Consider the following 22,959-nt stretch of genomic DNA (forward strand, 5'->3'; position numbering starts at 1 on the left):
GCGGGCGCCGGAGGCTGGGGCGGGAGCGTGGTGCAGCGGGCGGCGATCACGCGGCCGGGTCGGTTAGTCTCCCCGAATGCTCCTCTCGCCCAAGGCCCGGCTGGCGTATCTCGCTCTGATCCTGCTCTCCGCGGGCTCGGCGGTGCTGCTCTTCCAGCCGCAGCGGCTGCTCGCGACGGGCTGGCCGCCGCAGATGAGCGGCGCGGGCGCGGTGGTCGTGTTCGGGCTCGCGTACGGGATCTGCACAGCGGCCCTGGTGCCGCGGCCGATCCTGAACCTCGCCGCCGGCGCGCTGTTCGGCGCCCCGGCCGGTTTCGCGGCGGCCCTCGGCGGCACGGTCCTGGGCGCGGGTCTGTCGTTCGCGCTGGGCCGGGCGCTGGGCCAGGAGGCGCTGCGTCCGTATGTCCGGGGCCGCTGGCTGAAGGCGGCGGACGGCCAGCTGAGCCGGCACGGCTTCCGCTCGATGCTGGCGATCCGCCTCTTCCCGGGAATGCCGTTCGTGGTGGCCAACTACGCGGCCGCCGTCTCCCGGATGAAGTGCCTGCCGTTCCTCCTGGCGACCGGTCTCGGCTCGGTGCCGAACACGGTCGCCTACGTGATCGCGGGCAGCGAGGCCACCTCGCCGACCTCGCCCGCGTTCCTGGTCTCGGCGGGGTTCATCGTCGTGTCGGCCGCGCTGGCCGCCGTGGTCGGCTGGCGCAAGCGGCACCATCTCCGCAGGCCGCAGGAGGAGGGCGAGGACGCGAAGACGGTGCCCGAGCGCGAGCGCGTCAGCGCGTGAACGCGTGAGGGCCGGGCTCGGCGGACCCTGTGCTCCGCGCCCGGCGCCTCGAGCTCTGCGCCTCGAGCTCTGCGCCTCGAGCTCTGCGCCGTGATCTGCGCGCCGTGATCTGCGCGCCGGACCGCTGAGGTCGGACCGCTGAGGTCGGACCGGCCCGGCCCTCCGCGCCGCACCCGCCGCTACAGCGCCTCCACGATCATGGCGTTCGCCAGACCGCCCGCCTCGCACATCGCCTGCAGTCCGTAGCGCCCGCCCCGCGCCCGCAGCGCGTGCACCAGGGTCGTCGTCAGGCGGGTGCCGCTGGCGCCGAGCGGGTGGCCGAGGGCGATCGCGCCGCCGTGGACGTTGACCTTGGCGGGGTCGGCGCCGGTCTCCTGCTGCCAGGCGAGGACCACGCTCGCGAAGGCCTCGTTGATCTCGAAGAGGTCGATGTCGTCGAGTCCGAGTCCGGCCCGGCGCAGCACCTTCTCGGTGGCGGGGATGACACCGGTCAGCATGAGCAGCGGGTCGGAGCCGGTGACGGCGAAGGAGTGCAGCCGGGCGAGCGGGCGCAGACCGAGCGCGCGGGCGGTGTCGGCGGCCAGGACGAGGACGGCGGAGGCTCCGTCGTTGATCGGGCTGCTGTTGCCCGCGGTGACCGACCAGTCGATCTGCGGGAAGCGCTCGGCGAAGCCGGGGTCCTCGAAGGAGGGCCGGAGCCCGGCGAGGATCTCGGGCGTGGTGGCGGGCCGCACCGACTCGTCGCGGCGCACCTCCCCGTACGGGACGACCTGGTCGTCGAAGAGTCCGTCGGCCCAGCTGCGCGCGGCCTTGACGTGCGAGGCGGCGGCGAACTCGTCCATCGCCGCGCGGCCGAGGGACCACTTGGCGGCGATGAGCTCGGCGCTGATGCCCTGCGGCACCAGGCCTTCCGGGTAGCGCGCGGCCACGCCGGGGCCGAAGGGGTCGGCGCCGGGCGGCACGTTGGACCACATGGGGACGCGGCTCATGGACTCGACGCCGCAGGCCACGGCGACGTCGTACGCGCCCGACATGACGCCCTGGGCGGCGAAGTGCACGGCCTGCTGCGAGGAGCCGCACTGCCGGTCGACGGTGGTGGCGGGCACGCTCTCGGGCAGTCCGGCGCCCAGCCAGGCGTAGCGGGTGGTGTTCATGGCCTGCTCGCCGACCTGGTCGACGGTGCCGCCGATGACGTCGTCGACGAGGGCCGGGTCGATGCCGGCGCGGTCGACGAGGGCGCGCAGGGTGTGCGAGAGGAGGGCGACGGGATGGACGTCGGCGAGGGCTCCGCCGGGCTTGCCCTTCCCTATGGGCGTACGGACTGCTTCGACGATGACGGCGTCACGCATGGCACGGCTCCCGAGAGGAGAGTTGGAAAACTGGACCAACACTTGTGAGTAACATAGCCCAGTGAGTTTGATTCTCAAACCCACTCCGGCCGGTCTGGCTTACGCTGGGGCCATGAAGGCCGCGCCCCGCCCCTGCTCGATCGCCGACACGCTCACCCTCGTCGGGGAGAAGTACTCCCTGCTCGTCCTGCGCGAGGTCTCCCTGGGCGTCCACCGCTTCGACCGCATCGCGCGCAACACGGGCGCCCCGCGCGACATCCTCACCGCGCGCCTCAAGCGGCTGGTGGAGGCCGGGATCCTGGAGAAGGTGGCGTACAGCGAGCGGCCCAAGCGCTACGAGTACCGGTCGACCGACGCCGGCAAGGAGCTCGGTCCGGTCCTCATGAGCCTGATGGCCTGGGGCGACCGCCACCTCAACCCGGACGACCCGCCGGTGGTCCTGGAGCACAGCTGCGGCGAGGTGCTGCGCCCGCGCACGGTCTGCGCGAGCTGCGGCGGCGAGGCGGACCGCGAGAGCCTCACGACGCACGTGCGGGCGCCGGGCTGGACGCGGACGGGCCCCGTCGAGGACTGAGAAGGGCCCCGGACCCTGCGGACGCCCTGCGGACGATCTTGTCACTTCGGGACGGTACGCTGCGCACCGACCATATGACCGCACACGTACATCCGGGACGGCCCTGGCCCCATGAGTTGGTTCGAATCGTTCATCCTCGGACTCGTCCAGGGGCTTACGGAGTTCCTTCCCATCTCCTCCAGCGCGCATCTGCGGCTCACCGCCGCGTTCGCCGGCTGGGAGGACCCGGGTGCCGCCTTCACGGCCATCACGCAGATCGGCACCGAGGCCGCCGTCCTCATCTACTTCCGCAAGGACATCGCGCGGATCGTCTCCGCCTGGTTCCGTTCGCTCGTCGACAAGTCGATGCGCTCGGACCACGACGCGAAGATGGGCTGGCTGGTCATCGTCGGCTCGATCCCGATCGGTGTCCTCGGCGTCACGTTCAAGGACCAGATCGAGGGCCCGTTCCGCGATCTGCGGCTGACCGCCACCACGCTCGTCGTCATGGGCATCGTGCTCGGCGTCGCCGACCGGCTCGCCGCGCGTGACGAGGCCGGTGGCCGGCACCGCGCGGTGCGCGAGCGCAAGTCGCTGCGGGAGCTCGGCGTGCGCGACGGCCTCATCTACGGCGTCTGCCAGGCCATGGCGCTGATCCCGGGCGTCTCCCGGTCCGGCGCCACCATCTCCGGCGGCCTGCTCATGGGCTACACCCGCGAGGCCGCGGCCCGCTACTCCTTCCTGCTCGCCATCCCCGCCGTGCTCGCCTCCGGCGTGTTCGAACTGAAGGACGCGACCGAGGGCGGCCATGTCTCCTGGGGTCCGACGATCTTCGCCACGGTCATCGCCTTCGGCGTCGGTTACGCGGTGATCGCCTGGTTCATGAAGTTCATCACCACCAAGAGCTTCATGCCCTTCGTGATCTACCGGATCGCCCTCGGCATCCTGCTCTTCGTCCTGGTCGGCGCCGACGTGCTCAGCCCGCACGCGGGAGAGTCAGCCGGCTGACGTCACGAGTCCGCCGGCTGACGTCACGGCGGCCCGTCACCGCGCCGCCGTTCCTGCTCCAGCAGGGCGGGCAGGTCCCCAAGGCGGTCGAGGCCGCGCACCGCCCGGGACATCCGGGCGTTGCGGCCGAGCGCGCCGCGGTGGCGGTGCAGGAAGTTCCAGTAGCCCGCGGTGAACGGGCACGCCTCCTCCCCCACCCGCCGGTCCGGGCGGTACGGACACGGTCCGCACAGGTCGCTCATCCGGGAGAGGTAGGCGCCGCCCGACGTGTACGGCTTCGTCGTCATCCTGCCGCCGTCCGCGTACTGCGACATGCCCACGACGTTGGGCAGCATCACCCAGTCGTATCCGTCGACGAAGCACCGGTGGAACCAATCGGTCACGGCGGCCGGGTCCCACCCGCGCTGGAGCGCATGGCTGCCGAGCACCATCAGCCGCGGCACGTGGTGCGTCCAGCCGGTGTCCCGGACCTGCCGCAGCACCGTCGCGAGGCAGCGGGCCGACACGGCGTCCGCGTCGAGTTCGCTCCACCAGTCGGGCAGGGCGGCGGTGTGCCGGAGGGCGTTGGACGTCCGGTAGTCCTCGCCGAAGTACCAGTAGAGCTGCCAGACGTACTCGCGCCATCCGGCGATCTGCCGGACGAAACCCTCCACCGAGTTCAGCGGTGCCTCGCCCGCCCGGTACGCCGCCTGCGCCGCCTCCACGCACTCGGCCGGGCCGAGCAGGCCCAGGTTCAGGGAGGACGACAGCAGGCTGTGGCTCATGGTGCCGTCGTCGGCGAGGATCGCGTCCTCATGGGCGCCGAAACCGGCCAGCCGGTGACGCACGAAGCGGCGCAGCGCGGCGCGTGCCTCCCTGCGGTCGGCGGGGAACAGCCGCGGACCGTCCCGGCCGACGAAGGAGACGGCGCCCTCGCGCTCCCACCGGTCGAGGTCCCGGCGGACCTCCTCGTCGACGGCGTCCTCGCGAGGACGGTAGGGAGCGTCGGCGCCCAGTGTCGCGGCCCCTCGCGGCGGCGGTTCCCGGTTGCCGTGGTCGAGGTTCCAGGTGCCGCCGGCCGGCCCGCCGCCCTCCATCAGCAGGTCGTGGTCGCGTCGGACGTCGCGGTAGAAGGCCTCCATGCGCAGTTCTCGTCGCCCGCGCGCCCAGGCGGCGAAGTCCTCCGTGGCGACGAGGAAGCCACGGGGCGGCAGGACGGTGACGTGCTCCAGGGACCGTACGAACGCCAGCGCCGCCCGGGACGTCGGATGGTGGACCGTCACCGGCTCCTCGCCCACCGCCTGCCGCAGGCCCTCCCGGTAGGTCTCGGCCCGTACGTACGTCACCCGGTCGCCGAGTTCGGCGGCGCGGTGCCGCATCGCCGAGAGGACCAGATGGGCCTTGGCCCGGTGGAAGCGCCGGCGGCGGAAGACGGCTCGCGACTCGATCATCACCACGCGGGCGTCACGGGAGGGCCCGCCGCCGTCCGGAGTGAGGAAGGCGGGTCCCAGCTGGTCACCGAAGAGCCAGTGCGTGGTCGTCATGGCGGTCCCGGTCCGTTTGGTTTGCGCGGCTCGGTTCACCTCCGCGCGGGTGCGCCCGTCGCACCCACGCCTTCTTCGCCGCGCGGGCCCGCCCCGGATGCGGTGGCCCCGAGGCGGCGGGAAGCGGGCGACGCGGCGCCTCACGGCAGGCAGGCGCCCCCGCCGGCCGGGCCGGGCAAAGGCGAGGAAAGGTGAGGAAAGGTGAGGAAAAAGTGCCGCCGGTCTCATCCGGAGGGCCGCTCGGGCCGGAAGGTCCAGGTGAGAGCACAACCGATCCACGCACCACCGATCCACGGCAGAGCACCGATCCACGGCCGGGGCCCCTCGGCGCCGGCCGGCGGGAGGAGCACGACATGAACCCCACATCCACCCGGCGCCGCCTCTCGGTCACCCTGGCCGCCTCGGCCCTCGCGGTCTCGTTCGGTGCCCTCGCCCCACAGGCCTCGGCCGACGACGGCGCCGCCCCGTTCGGACCGGGCTGTGCCTCGGTGCCGAAGGAGGGCGCCGGCTCGTTCGCCGGCATGGCCGACGACCCGGTGGCGACCGCCGCGTCGCACAACCCGGCCCTGTCGACGCTGACGGCCGCCGTGCAGAAGGCGGGCCTGGCCGACACCTTGAACAACGCGAAGGACATCACGGTCTTCGCTCCGACGAACGAGGCCTTCGCCAAGATCCCGAAGGCGGATCTGGACAAGGTCCTGGCCGACAAGGACCTTCTCACCGAGGTCCTCACCTACCACGTGGTCGACGAGCCCGTGCACAAGGCGGACCTCGCCGACGGTTCCTTCAAGACCCTGCAGGGCGGCACTCTGACCACCGCCGGTTCAGGGGACACGTACAAGGTGAACGGCACGGCCTCCGTCGTCTGCGGCGACGTCCGCACGTCCAACGCGACCGTCCACGTCGTCGACACCGTGCTCATGCCCCGGTGAGGAAGGCGGCGGGTGCACGCGCGGCGGGGCGGCAGCGACGGGGAGCTGCCGCCGGCCCGTTCCCGCATCCGCGGGCACCCGCCGCGACGAAGATCCGGCGTAGGGCCTGTACATCACGGCGATCGGTGGAACGGATCAGCGTATGAACTCTCCCCACCCCACCGGAGGCACCCGGTGCCTCGTCACCGGCGCGAGCGGCTACATCGGAGGCCGCCTCGTGCCCGAGCTCCTCGACGGCGGTCACCAGGTGCGCTGCCTCGCCCGGCATCCGGACAAGCTCCGCGACTTCCCGTGGGTCGACCGCGTGGAGACGGTGCGCGGTGACGTCACGGACGGCGCGAGCCTCCGCGCGGCGCTCGACGGCGTCGACGTCGCCTACTACCTCGTCCACTCCATGAGCTCGACGGCGGACTTCGAGGCCAGGGACCGCCTGGCCGCCCGTACCTTCGCCGCCGAGGCGCGGTCCGCCGGAGTGCGGCGGATCGTCTATCTGGGCGGCCTGACGCCGCGCGGGGTGCCGGAGGAGGAGCTCTCGCCGCACCTGCGGTCCCGCACCGAGGTGGGCCGCATCCTCCTCGACTCGGGCGTCCCCACCACCGTGCTGCGGGCCGCCGTCGTCATCGGTTCGGGATCGGCCTCCTTCGAGATGCTGCGGTACCTGACGGAGCGGCTGCCGGTCATGGTCACGCCCAGCTGGGTGGGCAGCAGGGTCCAGCCCGTCGCCGTCCGCGACGTGCTGCGCTATCTGGTGGGAAGCGCCGGCATGCCCGCGGACGTCAACCGGACCTTCGACGTCGGCGGTCCCGACGTGCTCACCTACCGGGAGATGATGGTGCGGTACGCCGAGGTCGCCGGGCTCCGCAGGCGCCTCATCGTCCCCGTGCCCGTCCTCACGCCGCGGCTGTCGAGCCACTGGATCGGTCTGGTCACACCGGTGCCGGCCTCCCTGGCCAAGCCCCTCACCGAGTCGCTCCGGCACGAGGTGGTGTGCGGCGAGCACGACATCGCCCGGTACGTTCCCGACGGCCCCGGACGACCCGTCCCGTTCGGGGAGTCGCTCCGTCTCGCCCTGCGCCGGGTGCGCGACGCCCAGGTCACGACCCGCTGGTCCTCCGCCTCGCCGCCCGGCGCGCCGAGCGACCCGCTGCCGACCGACCCGGACTGGGCGGGCGGCAGCCTCTACACCGACGAACGCGCCCGCGAGGTCGACGCGGATCCGGCGGTGCTGTGGCGGGTCATCGAGGGCATCGGCGGCGAGAACGGCTGGTACTCCTTCCCGCTGGCCTGGGCCGTCCGCGGCTGGGCCGACCGGCTCGCCGGCGGCGTGGGCCTGCGGCGCGGCCGGCGCGACGCCGCCCGCCTGCGGGTCGGCGACGCGCTCGACTTCTGGCGCGTGGAGGAGATCGAGCGCGGACGCCTGCTCCGTCTGCGGGCCGAGATGCGGCTGCCCGGCCTCGCGTGGCTGGAGATGGCCGTCGAACGGAACGCGGCGGGCCGTACGTCCTACCGGCAGCGGGCGCTGTTTCATCCGAAGGGCCTCGCGGGCCAGGCGTACTGGTGGAGCGTCTCGCCGTTCCACGCCGTGGTCTTCGGCGGCATGGCCCGGAACATCGCCCGGACCGCCGAGGCGGAGAGCGGGCGGCGGGACACATCGTGAACCGGCGGTGATCACCGCCGCGGGGAGTGCGGAGCGCGCCCACGCGCCCGTCGCCTCCCCGTGGCGGACCCCTCGACACAAGGAGGCTGCGGCCATGAGCCGTTCATGGGACCCGCGGGGACGCACCGCGGTCGTCACGGGCGCCGCCCGGGGGCTGGGCGCCGGACTGGCGCGCCGGCTGGCCGGCCGGGGGCTGGACGTGGCCCTGCTCGGGCGGGAGGCCGCCACCCTGGAGGCGGTCGCCACGACCCTCGGCACCCGGACCCACGTCGTCGAGGTGGACGTCACCGACGACGCCGCCCTGCGCCGGGCGGCGGACGAGGTGACCCGGCACCTCGGCCCTCCGTCGGTCGTCGTCGCCAACGCCGGTGTCGCCGAGGGCGGCCCCTTCGCGACCTCCGATCCGGACACCTGGCGCCGGGTCGTCGAGGTCAACCTGGTCGGAAGCGCCGCGACCGCGCGGTCCTTCCTGCCCGGACTGCGGGCCACCCGCGGCTACTTCCTGCAGATCGCCTCGACCGCCGCCTTCGGCGCGGCCCCCATGATGAGCGCCTACTGCGCCTCCAAGGCCGGCGCCGAGGCCTTCGCGCGCTCCCTGCGCGCCGAAGTGGCCTCCGTGGGCGTCGCCGTGGGCGTGGCCTATCTGCACTGGACGGACACCGACATGATCCGCGACGTCGACCGCCACACGGTCCTGCGGGAGCTGCGCGGGCACATGCCCGCGCCCGCGCGGCGGGTCTATCCGGTGGACCGGGTCGCCGACTGGATCGGCCGGGGGATCGAGCGCCGCTCGCCCTCCGTGTACGCGCCTCCGTGGCTCCGGCTCGCCCAGGCCGGACGCCCGTTCTTCCCGCTCGCCGTCGATCTGCTGTCGCGCCGTGAACTGCCGCGCCTCATGGAGGCGTACGCGTTCGAGCAGACCGGACTGCTCGGCCACGGCGGTCGTATCGAGGAGGCGTCGCTCGACGCCGTCACCCGGCACCGGCCCGGCGGCGGGCCGGCGGCGGGGGCATGACCCAGCGGATCAGCGCGGTGACGGCGAGGCCGCCGCGCCGCGCGAACGGCAGGAGCAGCCGGACGCTCCGCGGCAGGCTGAGGAACTCCCGCGCCCAGGAGGGCAGGAGGTCCACGGCCGCGGCCGCGAGCAGGGCGTAGGGAACACGGGCCGGCCACGGCAGCGGCGGCGTCGCCAGCAGATAGCGGGCGGTGGCGGCCGACTCGTCCGTGGCCGCCAGCTCGGGGCGCCGCCGGTCCAGCGCCTCGTCGAGCGCGGCTTCGGTCACGGGCGGCCGCTGGACGCCCAGCCGCCGGGCGACCGACGCCATGTCCTCGACGTAGGCGTCCCGCTGGGCCTGGGTGAGCGGGCTCCGGCCGTACTCCTGGTACGCCCGCAGGAAGCAGAAGGCCTCGGCGATGTGCACCCAGGCCAGCAGTGCCGGGTCCGAGGCCCGGTAGGGCACCCCGCCGGGCGTCGTCCCGGAGACCCGCGCGTGCACCCGGCGCACCCGCTCGACCGCCCGCTCCGCGTCCTCGGCCGGCCCGAACGTCGTCTCCGCCAGGAAGGTGCTGGTGCGCTGGAGGCGTCCCCACGGGTCGCCGCGGAATCCCGAGTGCGCCCATACGGCGGCCATGGCGACCGGGTGGAGGGACTGCAGGAGGAGCGCCGCGAGCCCTCCGACGTACATCGAGGCGTCCGCGTGCACCACCCGGACCGGCCGGTCCGGAGCGAACCAGCGGGGGCCGGGCGTGCCGTGGATCCGGTCGCGCTTGCGATGGGCCGTGGGGCCTGCCACCCGCAGCAGCAGTGCCTCCCCCGCCCTTCCGCGCAGCCTGTCGATCAGTACGAGGGACACGGGGACCGCCTCCTCGACGCACCTACCCTCCGGGCCCCGCGGCCATGCCGCCGCCGGCCCGTCCTCGGTGCGGGGCCGCCGTGGCCTCCGGCCCGGCGAAAGCGGCCGCCGCGCGCGCATCCGGCGGGCGGGGCGACGGGGAAACGCGGAGGTAGGAATGTGAGACCAGTACGCCGGCGGCGCGCTCGCGGCCGGCGGCCGAGCAGGGAGGACGCGATGACCGTCGCCGTCGTTCTGTACACCTCCGACCTCCGGGTGCACGACCATCCGCCGCTGAGGGCCGCGCTCCAAGGGGCGCAGGAGGTGGTGCCGCTGTTCGTGCGGGATCCGGCCGTGGACCGGGCGGGCTTCGCGGCACCCAACCGGCTGGCCTTCCTCGCGGACTGCCTCGTGGACCTCGACCGTGCGCTCGGGGAGCGGGGCGGCCGGCTCGTGGTGCGCGAGGGCGACACGGTCGCGGAGGTGAGGGCGGTGGTGCGGCAGACCGAGGCCGACGAGGTCCACGTGTCGGGCGGTGTGACGGCCTTCGCGCGGGCGCGGGAGGAGCAGCTGCGCACGGTGCTGGAGGAGGACGGCTGCCGGCTGTACGTGCACGACGGGGTGGTGGACGTCGTACCGCCCGGTGAGGTCACCCCGCAGGGCTCGGACCACTTCGCGGTGTTCACGCCGTACCACCGGCGCTGGGCCGGCGTGCCGCTGCGCACACCGATGGCCGCCCCCAAGGTGGTGCGCGTGCCGACGGGCGTGCGCTCGGAGCGGCTGCCGCGGCGCTCCGGGATCGCGGACGTGTCGCCGGGTCTCGCCGTCGGAGGGGAGCGCGAGGGGCGCGAGCGGCTCGCCTCCTGGCTGGCGGCGCACGGCGACGCGTACGAGCAGCGCCACGACGACCTGGCGGGCGACGCCACGTCGCGCCTCTCGCCGTACCTTCACTTCGGGGCCGTCTCCGCCGTGGAGGCCGTGACCCGGGCCAGGAAGCGCGGTGGCGCCGGAGCGGACGCCTTCGTGCGCCAGTTGTGCTGGCGCGACTTCCACCGTCAGGTGCTCGCCGCCCGGCCCCGGGCGGCGGGCGAGGACTACCGTCCCCGGCACGACCGCTGGCGCCGGGGCGCCGAGGCCGAGGCCGACCTCGCGGCGTGGCGCGAGGGGCGGACCGGCTATCCGGTCGTGGACGCGGCGATGCGGCAGCTCGCCCACGAGGGCTGGATGCACAACCGCGGCCGGCTGCTCACCGCCTCCTTCCTCGCCAAGACGCTGTACGTCGACTGGCGGGAGGGCGCCCGCCACTTCCTGGACCTGCTGGTGGACGGCGACGTGGCGAACAACCAGCTGAACTGGCAGTGGGTGGCCGGGACGGGGACGGACAGCCGCCCCAACCGTGTCCTCAATCCCGTGCTCCAGGGCAAGCGGTACGACCCGGACGGCGCCTACGTCCGGCGCTGGGTGCCGGAGCTCGCCGGCCTCGACGGGCCGGCCGTCCACGAGCCGTGGCGGCTCACCGGCCTCGACCGGGCCGCGTACGACTACCCGGACCCGGTGGTCGAGCTCTCGGAGGGGCTGGAGCGCTTCCGCCGGGGCCGGGGCACCTCCTGAACGGAGCCGTGCCGCCGCGCACGGCCCGGGAAACCGATGCACTCCGGGCTCGATATCGATGCGCAAACGATGCGAGTTGAGGCGGAGGTGGCTTCCGCCGGAACGTGAGGACACGGAATCGCCGAGGTTCCGCCGTACCGCCGCTCCGAGACCGGCGGTCGCACGCCCGGCACGTCCCCGGTGGTCAGCCGGGCACGTCCCCGGTGGACACCGCGCCACCGCCCGGAGGAGGAACCGTCATGACCGCGCACCGGATGACCGGCCACCTCGCCGCCCCCGAGGCCCACCTCGCCGCCCCCGCGGCCCCACCCGTCCACCGCGGCGCCCACGCCCACGGCGCGCCGCGCGACGCGGCGGCCGACGACGACCGCATCGCCCGAGGGCTGGTCCAGGGCGACGAGCGCTGTCTGGACGCGGCGTACCACCGCTGGGGACGGCTCGTGCACACGCTCTCGGCCCGCGCCCTGGGCGACGCCCGCGAGGCGGAGGACGTCACCCAGCAGGTGTTCGCCGCCGCCTGGCGCGGCCGCGCGAACTTCCGTCCCGACCGGGGAACCCTGCCGGCGTGGCTGACCGGCATCACCCGCCGGAAGATCGCCGACTCGCTGACCGCCCGCACCCGGCGCACCGAGCTCACCGCGGCCCTCGGCGCCTCCCTGGAGCACACCGGCGGCTCCCACGAAGGCCCCGAGCAGATCCTCGACCGGCTCGTCGTCACCGAGGAGCTGGCCCGGCTGCCCCGCGTCCAGCGCGACGTCCTGGAACTCGCCTACTTCGCCGACCTGACCCAGACGCAGATCGCCGACCGCACCGGCATGCCGCTCGGCACGGTCAAGAGCCACGCCCGCCGCGGCCTCCAGCGGATGCGCCACAGCCTGGACCGCGCCGCGACCGGCGCGTGATCCGACCCGGCCGGCGGCCCGAGCGCCCCGGCCGACCGACGACGGAACACCGGCCGCCACCTCGCCCGGCGGCGGCCGTCACACGACGGGTGGGAACGATGAACGGACGCGGTATCGCCGTGGTGGGGGCCGGAGTGGCGGGACTCACCGCCGCACACCTCCTGAACCGCGCGCACGACGTGGTGCTGTACGAGGCCGAAGGCCGGCTCGGAGGCCACGCCCACACCCATGGGCTGCCGGCCGCCGGAGGCGGGACGCTCCGCGTGGACACCGGCTTCATCGTCCACAACGAGCGCACCTATCCCCACCTCCTGCGGCTCTTCCGCGAACTCGGCGTGGCCACCCAGGACGCGGAGATGAGCATGTCCGTCCGCTGCGACGGCTGCGGCCTCGAATACGCCGGAGCGCGCGGGATCCGCGGCCTCCTCGGCGGCGGCAACGCCCTGCGCGGCCGGCACCTGCGTACGCTCGCCGACGTCCCGCGCTTCCACCGCGCGGCGCGCCGCCTGCTGTCCGCCGGCGACACGGACGCGACCTTCGGCGACTTCCTGCGCGCCCACCGCTTCCCGGCCCACTTCGTGAGCCACTTCGCCGTCCCGCTCGTCTCCGCCGTCTGGTCCTGCGCCCCGGACACCGCGCTCCACTACCCGGCCGGATATCTGTTCCGCTTCCTCGACCACCACGGGCTGCTGTCGGTGACCGGCTCTCCGCAGTGGAAGACCGTCGTCGGCGGCTCGGCGACCTATGTCGAACGCCTCGCGAAGAGCCTCTCCTCGGTGCGGACCACGACGCCCGTGCGCGCCGTGGTGCGGGGCGCCGGGCGGGCGACCGTCGTCACCGCCGACGGCGAGTCGGCCGAGCACGCCGCCGTGGTGATCGCGGTCCATCCCGACCAGGCCCTGCGGCTCCTGGCCGACCCCACCGAGGAGGAGCGGCGTGTCCTCGGCGCCTTCACCTACTCCCGCAACGACACGGTCCTGCACCGCGACACCAGCCTGCTGCCGCGCTCGCCGCACGCGCGGGCCTCGTGGAACTACCGGCTGCCGTCCTGCACCGCCCGCCCGGGAACGGTCCAGGTCAGCTACGACATGAACCGGCTCCAGCGGCTCGCCGCCCACGAGCCCCACATCGTCACCCTCAATGCCGGCGACCGCGTCGACGAGTCGACCGTCCTGGCCCGCATGACGTACGAACACCCCGTCTACACGCCGCGGTCCGTGGCCGCCCAGCGTCTCCTGCCCGCCCTCCGCAGTTCCGTCACCGCCTACGCCGGCGCCTACCACGGCTGGGGATTCCACGAGGACGGCTGCCGCTCCGGCGTCGACGCCGCCCGCCACCTGGGGGTGACGTGGTGATGACCGGCCTGGCCCCGCCGCCCGTTCCCGCCCTGTACGCCACCGAGATCGCCCACACCCGCGTCACGCCCGTCCGCCACGCGCTGCGCCACCGCACCTATCTGTGGCTGGTCGACCTCGACGACCTGCCCGTCCTGCCGCGGCCGCTGCGGCCGCTCGCCCGCTTCGACCCGCGCGACCACTTCGACGGGACCGCTCCCTCGCTGCGGGCCGGCCTCGACGCGCACCTGGCGGCGCACGGCGTACGGAACGCGGACGGGCGGGTGCTGATGCTCGCTCACGCACGCGTCCTCGGTCACGTCTTCAACCCGCTCACCCTGTACTGGTGCCACGACCGTCGCGGGCGGCTCGTGTGCGTGGTCGCCGAGGTGCACAACACCTACGGCGGACGCCACTGCTATCTGCTGCGCCCCGACGCGCGAGGCCGGGTCGAGACCGCGAAGGAGTTCTACGTCTCGCCGTTCCTCGACGTCGCGGGCACCTACCGGATGCGGCTGCCGCTCCCGGGCGAGCGCCTCGACCTGACCGTCCAGGTCCGCCTCCCGGACGGGACCCGGCCCCTGACGGCCACGGTCCGCGGCACCCGCAGCCCCGCCGGACCGGGCGCCCTGCTCGCCGCCGCCCTCCGCCGTCCCTGGTCCACCGCCGCCGTCTCCCTCGGCATCCGCCGCCACGGCATCCACCTCTACCTCAAGGGGCTCCGCGTCCGGCCCCGGCCGCCCCGTCACTCCCCCGCCCAGGAAGGCACGTCGTGACTCTCCCTCCTCCTCCCGGCGCGCCGTCCGCCGCCCGTCCCGGCCGGCTTCCCGGCCCCCTTCCCGGCCGTCCTGCCGCGGACCCGGACCGCTGGCCCGACGTCGCCCGCCCGCCGCGCGCCTCCGCCCTGCGCACCGCCGTCGCCCGTCGCCTCGTGGAGCGTGCCCTCGGCCGGCTGCCGCTGCGGATACGGTCCGGCGCGGGCGCCGTCCCCGCACCCGGCCGGTCCGGCGCCGACGACGCCGTACCGACCCTCACGCTCCACGACCCGGACGCCTTCCACCGCCGGATCGGCGCCGACGGGCTCATCGGCTTCGGCGAGTCGTACATGGCCGGCGAATGGGACGCCGACGACCTCGTCGCGGTCCTGACCGTCCTCGCGCGGCACGTCGACGAACTCGTCCCCGCGCCGCTGCACCGGTTCCGGGGCCTGTGGGTCCGGCGCAGGCCCCGGGCCGACCGCAACACTCCCGACGGGGCGCGCGAGAACATCCACCGCCATTACGACCTCTCCAACGAGCTGTTCGCCCTCTTCCTCGATCCCGGCCTCAGCTACTCGTCGGCGATCTTCGATCCGCTCCCGGCGGAGCCCGTGCTCCTTCCCGACGCACGCTTCACCGCGGCCCAGCACCGCAAGATCGACCGGCTCCTCGACCTGGCCGGGACCGGGCCGGGCACCGCGCTCCTGGAGATCGGCACCGGCTGGGGCGAACTCGCGATCCGCGCCGCCGCCCGGGGCGCCCGCGTCCGCACCGTCACCCTCTCCGAGGAGCAGCTCGTCCTCGCACGCCGGCGCGTGGCGCAGGCCGGCCTGGCCGACCGCGTCTCCGTCGAGCTCCTCGACTACCGTGACGTGCGCGGCCGTTACGACGCCGTGGTGAGCGTCGAGATGATCGAGGCCGTCGGCGCCGAGTTCTGGCCCGACTACTTCACCGCGTTGCGCCGCCTGCTCGCGCCCGGCGGCCGCGTCGCCCTCCAGGCCATCACCATGCCGCACGAGCGGATGCTCGCCACCGCCCGCACGCACACCTGGATCAGCAAGTACGTCTTCCCCGGCGGCCTGATCCCCTCGCCCGACGCCCTCGCCCGCGAGAGCGCCGCCGCGGGCCTGCGCATCCGTGACGACACCGGCTACGGCGACCACTACGCCGAGACCCTCCGCCAGTGGCGCACCCGCTTCCTCGCCCGGGAGGCCGCCGTCGACGCGCTGGGCTTCGACCACGTCTTCCGGCGGATGTGGGAGTTCTACCTCGCCTGGTCCGAGGCCGGCTTCCGCTCCCACTACCTCGACGTCCGCCAACTCCTGCTGACCGCCGACGACCACCGCGAGCCCACGGTCCCCGCCCCGACCGCCGCCCACGCCGGGCAGACCGGACAGAGCGGGGAGGCGACGTGAGCGCCGTCGACGCCGGCACCCTCGGCCTCGTCCTTGCGGCCTCGGCGGCCACCGCGTTCGCCGTCATGCTGGCCGCCTTCGTGACCGGCACCGTCAAGGGGCTGCACCGGATCGTGGACGTCGCCTGGGGAGCCGCCTTCGCGGCCGTGGCCGTCGTGGCCTGCTGCCTCTCCGCCGGCCACGGCGACGACCTGCGCCGGGCCGCCGTCACGCTGGCCACCGTGGTCTGGGGACTGCGGCTCGCGACCCACATCGCGCGCCGCGGACGAGGCCACGGGGAGGACCCGCGCTACGCCCGGATGCTCGCCCGCGCCCGCGGCAACCCCACGCTGTACGCGCTGCGGAAGATCTACCTCCTCCAGGGGGCCCTGGTGTGGCTCGTCTCGCTCCCCGTCCAGGTCGCCGTACTGCTGCCCGGTCCGCCGGACGCGACCGTGTGGCTGGGCCTCGCCGTGTGGGCGGCGGGCCTCGCCTTCGAGGCGGTGGGAGACCATCAGCTCGCCCGGTTCAAGGCGGATCCGGCGAACCGGGGCCGCGTCATGGACCGGGGGCTGTGGAGCTGGACGCGCCATCCCAACTACTTCGGCGACTTCCTCGTCTGGTGGGGCCTCTATCTGACGGCCTGTGCCACCTGGCAGACCGCCCTGCTCACGCTCGTGTCGCCGCTCGTGATGACCGGGCTCCTCGTCTGGGGCAGCGGCAAGCGGCTCCTGGAGGCCCACATGGCCGGCCGTCCCGGTTACGCGGCCTACCAGGCGCGCACCAGCGGCTTCGTCCCCCGGCCGCCCCGCCGGACGGCCTGAGGCCGCGTCACTCCCCCGCGGCTCCGGCCGGCCGCCCGTACAGCCGGGAGATGACGTCGAGCGCCTCCCGCAGCCCGGTGGGACGCACCGTGCCGGAGGCCGGCGGCCGGCCGAGCCAGCCGGGGCCCGCGAGCAGGACCAGCGGGGCCGTGCGGGCTCCGCGCACCCCGAACGCCGTTCCCGCGACGTGCCGGGCGAGAGCGTGGTTCGCGGTGGACCTCGCCTGCGACCAGAGCGCGACGGCGGCCGGCCCCGACCGGCGCACCGCCGCGTCGAGGGCCTCCGCCGGCACCGCCGCGCCGAACATCCTGGTCGGCAGGCCCCGCTCGGCCAGTCCCGCCGCGAGTGCCTCGAGCGGCAGCGTGTGCTGCTCACCCGGGACGCACGCCAGCACGACCGGAGCGGCCGCGGAAGCCGCCGCCGGGCCGGTCACGGCGGCCCGGCGCAGCGCCGTGGAGACGTGCCAGGAGAGCAGGTGCTCCACCTCGACGTAGCGGTCGCCGGAGGACTCCCAGGTACGGCCCACGGCGTGCAGGGTCGGGACCATGATCTCCTGCCAGGCGGTGACCAGGCCGTGCTCGGCCAGCACCTCCTGGAGCAGCCCTTCCATGGCGGGTCCGTCCAGGCGCACGGCGGCGCGGGCCAGCCCGCGGGCCTCCTGCCGTACGTCGCCCAGCGGCAGGAGGCCGCCGGGTCCGGCCCGGCGGGTCTTGCGGGCGGCCGGGGCCGTCGGCGGCGCGAGCGCGTCCGGCGCGGTTTCGGCAGCGGCCGGCGCGGTCTCAGACGTGGCCGGCGCGGTGTCGGTGTCGCTTTCGGTCTCGGTGTCGGTTCCGGTCTCGGTGTCGGTTCCGGTTTCGGTTTCTGTTCCGGTTCCGGTTTCGGTTTCGGCCCGAGCGTCGTCGGACGAGACCGCGGGGGCTGCGGGACCGGCCGCGGGAGCCGTCGCTGCCGCCGACCGCCGCGCCTGACGGGCGGCCCTGGCGGCCTCGGCGGGCGGGACGCCCGAGGCCGTGAGGCGGCACATCTCGTCGAGCATCGCGATGTCCGCCGAGGTCCATCGCCGGTGGCGTCCGTCGGCGCGTACGGCCGGGCCGATGCCGTACCGCTGGTCCCAGGAACGGACCGTGGTCGGGGAGACGCCCAGACGCCGGGCGACGGCGCCGGTCGTGATCCCGTGATCCGTGTCGGACATGTCACCACCCTACGAGACCGGACGATGCGAAAACGATGCGAAAGGAAGCCGGTGCCCGACCCGGCGGATCACGCGTGGTGTGCCTCGGCGGCGCGCGGCAGCCGGGCGGCCACCGCGTCGCCCAGCCGCTCGAACTCGGCGCGCAGGAAGGGCTCGGCCAGGCGGGCGAAGCCCTTGAACGCCAGCGACGCCCGGTAGGTGAGCCGGGTGGCCGTTCCCTCGTCGGTGAAGCGGAGATCGTCGGTCGCGTACACCGTCCGGTTCTCGCCGACGAACACCAGCCGCGCGGGCTCGCGCACGGCGAGCTGGTACTCGAGCTCGGTCTCACGGCCCCGGAACCGTGACGTGTTGCGCCACACGGCGCCCGGCCGCACCGGCCCGTCGTCGAGCCGTACGCAGCGCACGGTGCCCGGATCCCACTCCTCGGCGCGCGCGAAGTCCTCCAGATAGGCCACGAACTCGGCCAGCGGACGGCGTACCACCATGACGCGCTCCACACTGATCACCGTACGGTCCTCCTCCTGCGTTCCACCGGGTCCGCGAACCGTCCCCGGTTCCTTTGCTTCCGGCCGGAGGGCCGCGGCGGATGCACCCGGACCCGCCGCTGCACGGCTCTTGGCCCCGCGGCCGCGCTGCCCGACACTGAGGCGATGACGCAGCGCGTGGATCTCGCGACCGTGATGGACCGGCTCGCCGTCGACGACCTGGTCACGGGTTACGCCGTGGCCGTGGACGACGCCGACTGGCCCGGTTACCGGGCGCTGTTCACCCCGGACGGGCGCGCCGACTACCGCGGCTCGGGCGGCATCGAGGGCCCGGCCGCCGCGGTCGCCGACTGGCTCGCCGAGACCATGCGGCTCTTTCCCGTACGCCAGCACCTCATCGTCAACCGTCGGGTCCGCATCGAGGACCTGGGCGGCTATCCGGGCGACGCCGCGACCGTGCGCGCCGACTACGTGAACCCGATGCGCTTCGCGTCGGGCGAGGACTTCGTGTGCGGCGGGCGGTACGCGTTCGCCATGCGGCGGACGGACGGCGGGTGGCGGCTGCGCTCGGTGGTGGTCGAGGAGAAGTGGCGTCGGATGTGAGTGTCGTGGGCACGCCCGCGGGGCCGTGCGCGCGCACACTGGAGGCGAGACCTGGAGGCGCGGCATGCGGATCCCGTTCGCCCGTCGTACGGCCGCGGCGGCGGCCCCCGACACCGAGCCGCCCGACGCCGCCGAGCCCGCGCCCGGATCCGGCGCGTCCGGCGAGCCGGGGTCCGGGTCAGGGTCCGGTGGATCCGCTGTCGGGGCTCCCGCCGTCGTACGCGACCGGGCGCCGGCCTCGTACGACGCACGCCGCGCACGCCCCGGACGCGCCGAACGCCTCGGCCGTTCCCTCCTCGCCGTCGTCCTCGGCGCCCTGCCCGCGCTCGCGTTCCCCGCTCCCGGACTGTGGTGGTGGGCGTACCTCTCGCTCGTTCCCTGGCTGCTGCTGATCCGCACGGCGCCGGACGCGCGCCGGGCCGGCCTGGACGGCTGGCTCGGCGGCGCCGGCTTCATGCTGGCCGTGCACCACTGGCTGCTGCCGAGCCTGCACGTCTTCCTGCTGGTCCTGGCCGCGCTGCTCGGTCTGCTGTGGCTGCCGTGGGGCCGGCTGGTGTGGTCGCTGCTCGGCGGCACGCCGTCCGCGCGCCGGGCGGCCGCCGCGCTGCTGGTCGTGCCCTCGGGCTGGCTGCTCGTCGAACTCGTCCGCTCCTGGCAGGGCCTGGGCGGCCCGTGGGGCCTGCTCGGGGCGAGCCAGTGGCAGGTGCCGCCCGCGCTGCGGCTTGCGTCGGTCGGCGGGGTCTGGCTGGTGAGCCTGCTGGTGGTGGCGGTGAACACGGCCGTCGCGCTGCTGCTCGCGGTTCCGCCGGCGCGCCGTACCGCCGTCGCGGGCCTGACCGGTGGCGCGGTGGTCGCGGGCCTGGCCTGGTGGGGCGCGGGTCCGGCGGACGCCTCGGGCACGGTACGGATCGCGGTGGTCCAGCCCGGCGTGCTCGACGGGCCGGGCGGCGCGGACCGGCGGTTCGCCCGCGCGGAGGAACTGACCCGCACGCTCGTGGGGCAGCGGCTCGACCTGGTGGTGTGGGGCGAGAGCAGCGTGGGCGCGGACCTGGGCGCCCGGCCCGACCTGGCGGCCCGGCTGACCGTGCTCGCCCGGGCCGTCGACGCCCCGGTCCTGGTGAACGTGGACGCCCGCCGCTCGGACCGGGCCGGCATCTACAAGAGCGCGATCCTCGTCGGCCGCCAGGGCCCGACGGGCGAGCGCTACGACAAGATGCGGCTCGTCCCGTTCGGTGAGTACGTGCCGGCGCGGGCCGTGCTCGGCTGGGCGACCTCGGTCGGCAAGGCGGCGGGCGAGGACCGCCGGCGGGGCACGGCGCCGGTGGTGATGTCCCTGTCCGACGGCCCGGTCGCCGCTGCGGCGGGCCGCGACGCGGCGCCGTCCGAGGCGGCCCGCCGGGACGCAGCCGCCCGCCGGGACGGGCCCGGCGCCGCACTCGCGGACCTCGCCCGGCCGCGGATCGGGCCGCTCGTCTGTTTCGAGACGGCCTTTCCGGACATGAGCCGCGCGCTGGTGCGCGGCGGGGCCGACGTCCTCGTCGCCCAGTCCTCGACGTCGACCTTCCAGGACAGCTGGGCGCCGGCGCAGCACGCCTCGCTCGGCGCGCTGCGGGCGGCGGAGACCGGGCGGCCGATGGTGCACGCGACGCTGACCGGGATCAGCGCCGCCTACGCGCCCGACGGGCGGCGGGTCGGACCGGTGATCGGCACGGGCAGCGGCGCCGCCGCCGTCTACGAGCTGCCGCTGTCGCACGGCACGACGGTGTACGCCGGCGTCGGCGACTGGCCGGTGTACGGGGCGGTCGCCGTGGTCGCGCTGACGGCGGCGGCGGCCGGGGCGGGCCGGTTCGGCGGGCAGCGGTTCGAAGGCCCGCGCAGCCCGCGGCCCTGAGCCCGCGGTTCGGACGCCCGCGGCTCTGAGCCCGCAGTTCGGAAGCCGGCGGTTCGGAAGCCCGCGGGCCGCCGGCCCGCGGTTCAGGAGGCCTGGGCGAGGGCCTCGCGCACCACGCGCTCGCACAGCTCGTGGGTCAGCAGCGCGTCCCGGGCGCTGAGCTCCCGTCCTTCGCGTACGGCCTGGAGGAAGGCCAGGACCGCCTGCTCGATGCCGCGCTGGCGGGCCACCGGCACCCAGTCGCCACGCCGGCGGATGCTCGGCTGGCCCTTGTGGTCGATGACGTCGGCGAGGTTGACGACCTGGCGCTTGGTGTCCTGACCGGAGACCTCCAGGATCTCCTCGGTGGAGCCGTTCAGACGGTTCATCATGCCGATCGCGGTGAAGCCGTCGCCGGACAGCTGGAGCACCACGTGGTGCATCAGGCCGTCGCGGATCCTGGCCCGTACGTCGGTGTGCTCGACCTCGCCGGGGAGCAGGAAGCGCAGGGTGTCGACGACGTGGATGAAGTCGTCGAGGACGAGGGTGCGCGGGTCCTCCGGAAGTCCGATCCGGTTCTTCTGCAGGAGGATCAGTTCGCGCGGGTGGTCCAGGCACTGGGCGTAGCCGGGGGCCAGCCGCCGGTTGAAGCCGACGGTGAGGCCGACGCCGCGCCGCTCGGCGAGTTCCACGAGACGCTCGGAGTCGGCGTACTCGTACGCGAGCGGCTTGTCGACGTACGTGGGCACGCCGGCCTCCAGGAGCCGGGTGGTGATCTCGGCGTGTGCGGAGGTCGGTGCGTGCACGAAGGCGGCGTCGAGCCCGGCGGAGAGCAGCGAGTCGAGGTCGTGGTGCCGCTGGCGGGCGGACAGGTGGAGGCTGTCGCCGACCAGCTCGAGGGTGGCGGGCGTGCGGGTCTGCAGGTGGAGTTCGACTCCGGGAAGGGTGGACAGCACGGGCAGGTACGCCTTGCGCGCGATGTCGCCGAGTCCGATGCAGCCGACCTTCACGGTCTCCTCCTGTGCTCGTGGTGCGCTCGTGGTGCCCGCGTGGCACTGGGCGCCGTACGGGCGTTCGCGCCGGTCAGCTTACGCGGGGCGCACCGTCGTCGACCGGCGGCCTCCAGTCGGCGATGCCGTCGAAGCCGCGCAGGACGAGGCCGGGGCCGAAGCGGGAGACGGCGGTGACGGCGGCGTCCCGCAGGGCGACCGCGGGGCGGGCGGAGAGCAGGGCGAGGCGGCCGGTGCGGGCGGCCTTGCGGACGAGGGCCGTGGTGCGCGGCAGCCGGTCGGCCGTGTAGGCGGCGAGCGCGGCCGGCACGGCCGGGCCGCCGGAGCCGCCGGGGCCGGCGGGGCCGCCGGCGTGGTGGGCGAGGACGATCGCGTCCTCGATGGCCTGGTTGCCGCCCTGGCCGAGGGTGGGCTGCATGGCGTGGGCGGCGTCGCCGAGGAGGGCGGTGCGGCCGACGTGGAAGGCGGGCAGCGGGTCGATCAGGTGGTGGACGTCGTGGCGCAGGATCGTGGTCTCCTCGGCGGCGTCGAGGATCGCGGGCACCGGGTGGTGCCAGTCGCCGAACAGACGCAGGAGCTCGGCCTTCTCGCCGTGCGGGGCGCGGGCTCCGGCGGGCGCGGCGGCCATGGCGTACGCGTAGACCCGGCCGTCCTTGAGGGGCTGGCTGCCCCAGAGGCGGGCGGGACCCCAGGTCTCGTGCGGGGCGAAGGGCGCCTCGGGCGCGGGGATGACGGTGCGCCAGGTGGTGAAGCCGGAGTAGCGGGGGCCGGGATGGCCGGGGAAGAGGGCGGCGCGGGCGGCGGAGCGGATGCCGTCGGCGGCGACGAGGAGTTCGGCCTCGGTCTCGCCGTCCGGGGTGATCAGCCGGGCGGGGCGGCGGGCGTCGCCGGGGTCCGTGAGTGCGGCGGGTGCGGCGGTGCGGACGGCGCCGTCCGGCAGGGCGGAGGTGAGCAGGTCGACGAGGGTGGCGCGGTGGAGCAGGACGAGGGGCCCGCCGAAGCGGGCGGCGGCGGCCTGGGCGTCGGTACGGGCGAGCCAGCGGCCGTCCGGGCGGCGCATGCCGCCGTCGCCCTGCCAGGCGGCGAGTTCGCGGACGGGCTCGCCGAGGCCGATCCGGTCCAGGGCGCGCAGGGCGTTGGGCGCGAGGGCGATCCCGGCGCCGACGGGCGCGAGGCCGGCGGCGCGTTCGAGGACGGTGACGTCCCAGCCCTGCCGGGACAGGGCGACGGCGGCGGTGAGGCCGCCGATGCCGGCTCCGACGACGACGGCGCGGTGCTGTTCCATGGCTCCCCCTCGGGGCATCGCGAGAGCCGAACTACAGGTGTAGTAGCCCGACCCCC

21 protein-coding genes are annotated in these 22,959 nt (G+C 74.9%); 14 read left to right on the forward strand and 7 right to left on the reverse strand.

The window, feature by feature from the left end; genetic code table 11:
* The first annotated feature begins 76 nt into the window (after positions 1-76).
* Complete coding sequence (locus tag ACIGO8_RS27890) at positions 77-781, forward strand: TVP38/TMEM64 family protein (protein WP_399736265.1); 705 nt, start codon at positions 77-79, stop codon at positions 779-781.
* Between the two features lie 179 nt (positions 782-960).
* Here ACIGO8_RS27890 and ACIGO8_RS27895 read toward each other — a convergent pair whose 3' ends face one another.
* Entirely contained in the window at positions 961-2,130 is a 1,170-nt protein-coding gene (locus ACIGO8_RS27895) for a thiolase family protein (RefSeq protein WP_399736267.1), read from the reverse strand.
* 112 nt (positions 2,131-2,242) lie between these two features.
* Here ACIGO8_RS27895 and ACIGO8_RS27900 point away from each other — a divergent pair, with 112 nt between their 5' ends.
* Both ACIGO8_RS27900 and ACIGO8_RS27905 read left to right on the forward strand, forming a co-directional pair.
* Positions 2,243-2,704, forward strand: coding sequence for a winged helix-turn-helix transcriptional regulator (locus tag ACIGO8_RS27900; protein ID WP_399736270.1), 462 nt, complete (start codon positions 2,243-2,245; stop codon positions 2,702-2,704).
* Between the two features lie 111 nt (positions 2,705-2,815).
* Positions 2,816-3,691, forward strand: a complete 876-nt coding sequence (locus ACIGO8_RS27905; protein ID WP_399736273.1) for an undecaprenyl-diphosphate phosphatase — start codon at positions 2,816-2,818, stop codon at positions 3,689-3,691.
* Between the two features lie 23 nt (positions 3,692-3,714).
* Here ACIGO8_RS27905 and ACIGO8_RS27910 read toward each other — a convergent pair whose 3' ends face one another.
* The gene (locus ACIGO8_RS27910) at positions 3,715-5,214 is read right to left on the reverse strand and encodes a cryptochrome/photolyase family protein (RefSeq protein WP_399736276.1); all 1,500 of its coding nucleotides are present in this window, start codon (positions 5,212-5,214) and stop codon (positions 3,715-3,717) included.
* Between the two features lie 353 nt (positions 5,215-5,567).
* On the opposite strand from ACIGO8_RS27910, the gene ACIGO8_RS27915 reads away from it, so the two are divergent.
* The 3 genes from ACIGO8_RS27915 (at position 5,568) to ACIGO8_RS27925 (ending at position 8,818) form a co-directional block, all read left to right on the forward strand.
* Positions 5,568-6,146, forward strand: a complete 579-nt coding sequence (locus tag ACIGO8_RS27915) for a fasciclin domain-containing protein (RefSeq protein WP_399736279.1) — start codon at positions 5,568-5,570, stop codon at positions 6,144-6,146.
* 142 nt (positions 6,147-6,288) lie between these two features.
* On the forward strand, positions 6,289-7,803 hold the full coding sequence (locus ACIGO8_RS27920; RefSeq protein ID WP_399736282.1) for an SDR family oxidoreductase: 1,515 nt from the start codon (positions 6,289-6,291) through the stop codon (positions 7,801-7,803).
* 94 nt (positions 7,804-7,897) lie between these two features.
* Positions 7,898-8,818 (forward strand): SDR family oxidoreductase, encoded by a 921-nt coding sequence (locus ACIGO8_RS27925; RefSeq protein WP_399736284.1) that lies wholly within the window; start codon positions 7,898-7,900, stop codon positions 8,816-8,818.
* On the opposite strand, the gene ACIGO8_RS27930 is transcribed toward ACIGO8_RS27925, so the two are convergent.
* A complete protein-coding gene (locus ACIGO8_RS27930; protein WP_399736286.1) occupies positions 8,775-9,656 on the reverse strand; it encodes an oxygenase MpaB family protein in 882 nt (293 codons plus the stop codon). The genes ACIGO8_RS27925 and ACIGO8_RS27930 overlap by 44 nt on opposite strands.
* Before the next feature lie 216 nt (positions 9,657-9,872).
* Between ACIGO8_RS27930 and ACIGO8_RS27935 the strand changes: the two genes are divergently transcribed.
* From ACIGO8_RS27935 to ACIGO8_RS27960, 6 genes are all read left to right on the forward strand, one after another.
* The gene (locus ACIGO8_RS27935; RefSeq protein WP_399736289.1) at positions 9,873-11,246 is read left to right on the forward strand and encodes a cryptochrome/photolyase family protein; all 1,374 of its coding nucleotides are present in this window, start codon (positions 9,873-9,875) and stop codon (positions 11,244-11,246) included.
* Between the two features lie 239 nt (positions 11,247-11,485).
* Entirely contained in the window at positions 11,486-12,148 is a 663-nt protein-coding gene (locus ACIGO8_RS27940; protein WP_399736292.1) for a sigma-70 family RNA polymerase sigma factor, read from the forward strand.
* A gap of 98 nt (positions 12,149-12,246) precedes the next feature.
* Positions 12,247-13,503 carry an NAD(P)/FAD-dependent oxidoreductase gene (locus tag ACIGO8_RS27945; protein ID WP_399736294.1) on the forward strand — a complete coding sequence of 419 codons (1,257 nt, stop codon included), beginning with the start codon at positions 12,247-12,249 and terminating at the stop codon, positions 13,501-13,503.
* A complete protein-coding gene (locus ACIGO8_RS27950; RefSeq protein ID WP_399736297.1) occupies positions 13,503-14,258 on the forward strand; it encodes a DUF1365 domain-containing protein in 756 nt (251 codons plus the stop codon). Before ACIGO8_RS27945 ends, ACIGO8_RS27950 begins: the two co-directional genes overlap by 1 nt.
* Complete coding sequence (locus ACIGO8_RS27955; RefSeq protein ID WP_399736300.1) at positions 14,255-15,655, forward strand: class I SAM-dependent methyltransferase; 1,401 nt, start codon at positions 14,255-14,257, stop codon at positions 15,653-15,655. The genes ACIGO8_RS27950 and ACIGO8_RS27955 overlap by 4 nt, the downstream gene beginning before the upstream one ends.
* Entirely contained in the window at positions 15,652-16,458 is an 807-nt protein-coding gene (locus tag ACIGO8_RS27960) for a DUF1295 domain-containing protein (RefSeq protein ID WP_399736302.1), read from the forward strand. Before ACIGO8_RS27955 ends, ACIGO8_RS27960 begins: the two co-directional genes overlap by 4 nt.
* A gap of 7 nt (positions 16,459-16,465) precedes the next feature.
* Here ACIGO8_RS27960 and ACIGO8_RS27965 read toward each other — a convergent pair whose 3' ends face one another.
* Positions 16,466-17,650 (reverse strand): MerR family transcriptional regulator, encoded by a 1,185-nt coding sequence (locus ACIGO8_RS27965; protein ID WP_399736305.1) that lies wholly within the window; start codon positions 17,648-17,650, stop codon positions 16,466-16,468.
* Between the two features lie 68 nt (positions 17,651-17,718).
* Positions 17,719-18,156: an SRPBCC family protein gene (locus tag ACIGO8_RS27970; RefSeq protein WP_399736307.1), complete on the reverse strand. Its 438-nt coding sequence runs from the start codon at positions 18,154-18,156 to the stop codon at positions 17,719-17,721.
* 144 nt (positions 18,157-18,300) lie between these two features.
* Between ACIGO8_RS27970 and ACIGO8_RS27975 the strand changes: the two genes are divergently transcribed.
* Both ACIGO8_RS27975 and lnt read left to right on the forward strand, forming a co-directional pair.
* Complete coding sequence (locus ACIGO8_RS27975; RefSeq protein ID WP_399736310.1) at positions 18,301-18,738, forward strand: nuclear transport factor 2 family protein; 438 nt, start codon at positions 18,301-18,303, stop codon at positions 18,736-18,738.
* Positions 18,739-18,802: 64 nt separating this feature from the next.
* Positions 18,803-20,629, forward strand: a complete 1,827-nt coding sequence (lnt, locus tag ACIGO8_RS27980) for an apolipoprotein N-acyltransferase (protein ID WP_399736313.1) — start codon at positions 18,803-18,805, stop codon at positions 20,627-20,629.
* A gap of 83 nt (positions 20,630-20,712) precedes the next feature.
* Here the strand turns inward: lnt and ACIGO8_RS27985 are convergent, their stop codons facing one another.
* Entirely contained in the window at positions 20,713-21,618 is a 906-nt protein-coding gene (locus ACIGO8_RS27985; protein ID WP_399736315.1) for a Gfo/Idh/MocA family protein, read from the reverse strand.
* Between the two features lie 73 nt (positions 21,619-21,691).
* A complete protein-coding gene (locus ACIGO8_RS27990; RefSeq protein ID WP_399736317.1) occupies positions 21,692-22,903 on the reverse strand; it encodes an FAD-dependent oxidoreductase in 1,212 nt (403 codons plus the stop codon).
* Between the last annotated feature and the right edge of the window lie 56 nt (positions 22,904-22,959).

Source organism: Streptomyces sp. NPDC053493, assembly GCF_044544825.1.
In the GTDB taxonomy this organism is placed as follows: domain Bacteria; phylum Actinomycetota; class Actinomycetes; order Streptomycetales; family Streptomycetaceae; genus Streptomyces.

What these genes read in the sequence shown, in the direction of transcription:
- ACIGO8_RS27945 (WP_399736294.1), top strand. Translation starts at nt 12,247, where the DNA reads ATGAACGGACGCGGTATCGCCGTGGTGGGGGCCGGAGTGGCGGGACTC.
- ACIGO8_RS27915 (WP_399736279.1), top strand. Translation starts at nt 5,568, where the DNA reads ATGAACCCCACATCCACCCGGCGCCGCCTCTCGGTCACCCTGGCCGCC.
- ACIGO8_RS27950 (WP_399736297.1), top strand. Translation starts at nt 13,503, where the DNA reads ATGACCGGCCTGGCCCCGCCGCCCGTTCCCGCCCTGTACGCCACCGAG.
- ACIGO8_RS27920 (WP_399736282.1), top strand. Translation starts at nt 6,289, where the DNA reads ATGAACTCTCCCCACCCCACCGGAGGCACCCGGTGCCTCGTCACCGGC.
- ACIGO8_RS27935 (WP_399736289.1), top strand. Translation starts at nt 9,873, where the DNA reads ATGACCGTCGCCGTCGTTCTGTACACCTCCGACCTCCGGGTGCACGAC.
- ACIGO8_RS27925 (WP_399736284.1), top strand. Translation starts at nt 7,898, where the DNA reads ATGAGCCGTTCATGGGACCCGCGGGGACGCACCGCGGTCGTCACGGGC.
- lnt (WP_399736313.1), top strand. Translation starts at nt 18,803, where the DNA reads ATGCGGATCCCGTTCGCCCGTCGTACGGCCGCGGCGGCGGCCCCCGAC.
- ACIGO8_RS27975 (WP_399736310.1), top strand. Translation starts at nt 18,301, where the DNA reads ATGACGCAGCGCGTGGATCTCGCGACCGTGATGGACCGGCTCGCCGTC.
- ACIGO8_RS27890 (WP_399736265.1), top strand. Translation starts at nt 77, where the DNA reads ATGCTCCTCTCGCCCAAGGCCCGGCTGGCGTATCTCGCTCTGATCCTG.
- ACIGO8_RS27990 (WP_399736317.1), bottom strand. Translation starts at nt 22,903, where the DNA reads ATGGAACAGCACCGCGCCGTCGTCGTCGGAGCCGGCATCGGCGGCCTC.
- ACIGO8_RS27910 (WP_399736276.1), bottom strand. Translation starts at nt 5,214, where the DNA reads ATGACGACCACGCACTGGCTCTTCGGTGACCAGCTGGGACCCGCCTTC.
- ACIGO8_RS27905 (WP_399736273.1), top strand. Translation starts at nt 2,816, where the DNA reads ATGAGTTGGTTCGAATCGTTCATCCTCGGACTCGTCCAGGGGCTTACG.
- ACIGO8_RS27940 (WP_399736292.1), top strand. Translation starts at nt 11,486, where the DNA reads ATGACCGCGCACCGGATGACCGGCCACCTCGCCGCCCCCGAGGCCCAC.
- ACIGO8_RS27895 (WP_399736267.1), bottom strand. Translation starts at nt 2,130, where the DNA reads ATGCGTGACGCCGTCATCGTCGAAGCAGTCCGTACGCCCATAGGGAAG.
- ACIGO8_RS27965 (WP_399736305.1), bottom strand. Translation starts at nt 17,650, where the DNA reads ATGTCCGACACGGATCACGGGATCACGACCGGCGCCGTCGCCCGGCGT.
- ACIGO8_RS27900 (WP_399736270.1), top strand. Translation starts at nt 2,243, where the DNA reads ATGAAGGCCGCGCCCCGCCCCTGCTCGATCGCCGACACGCTCACCCTC.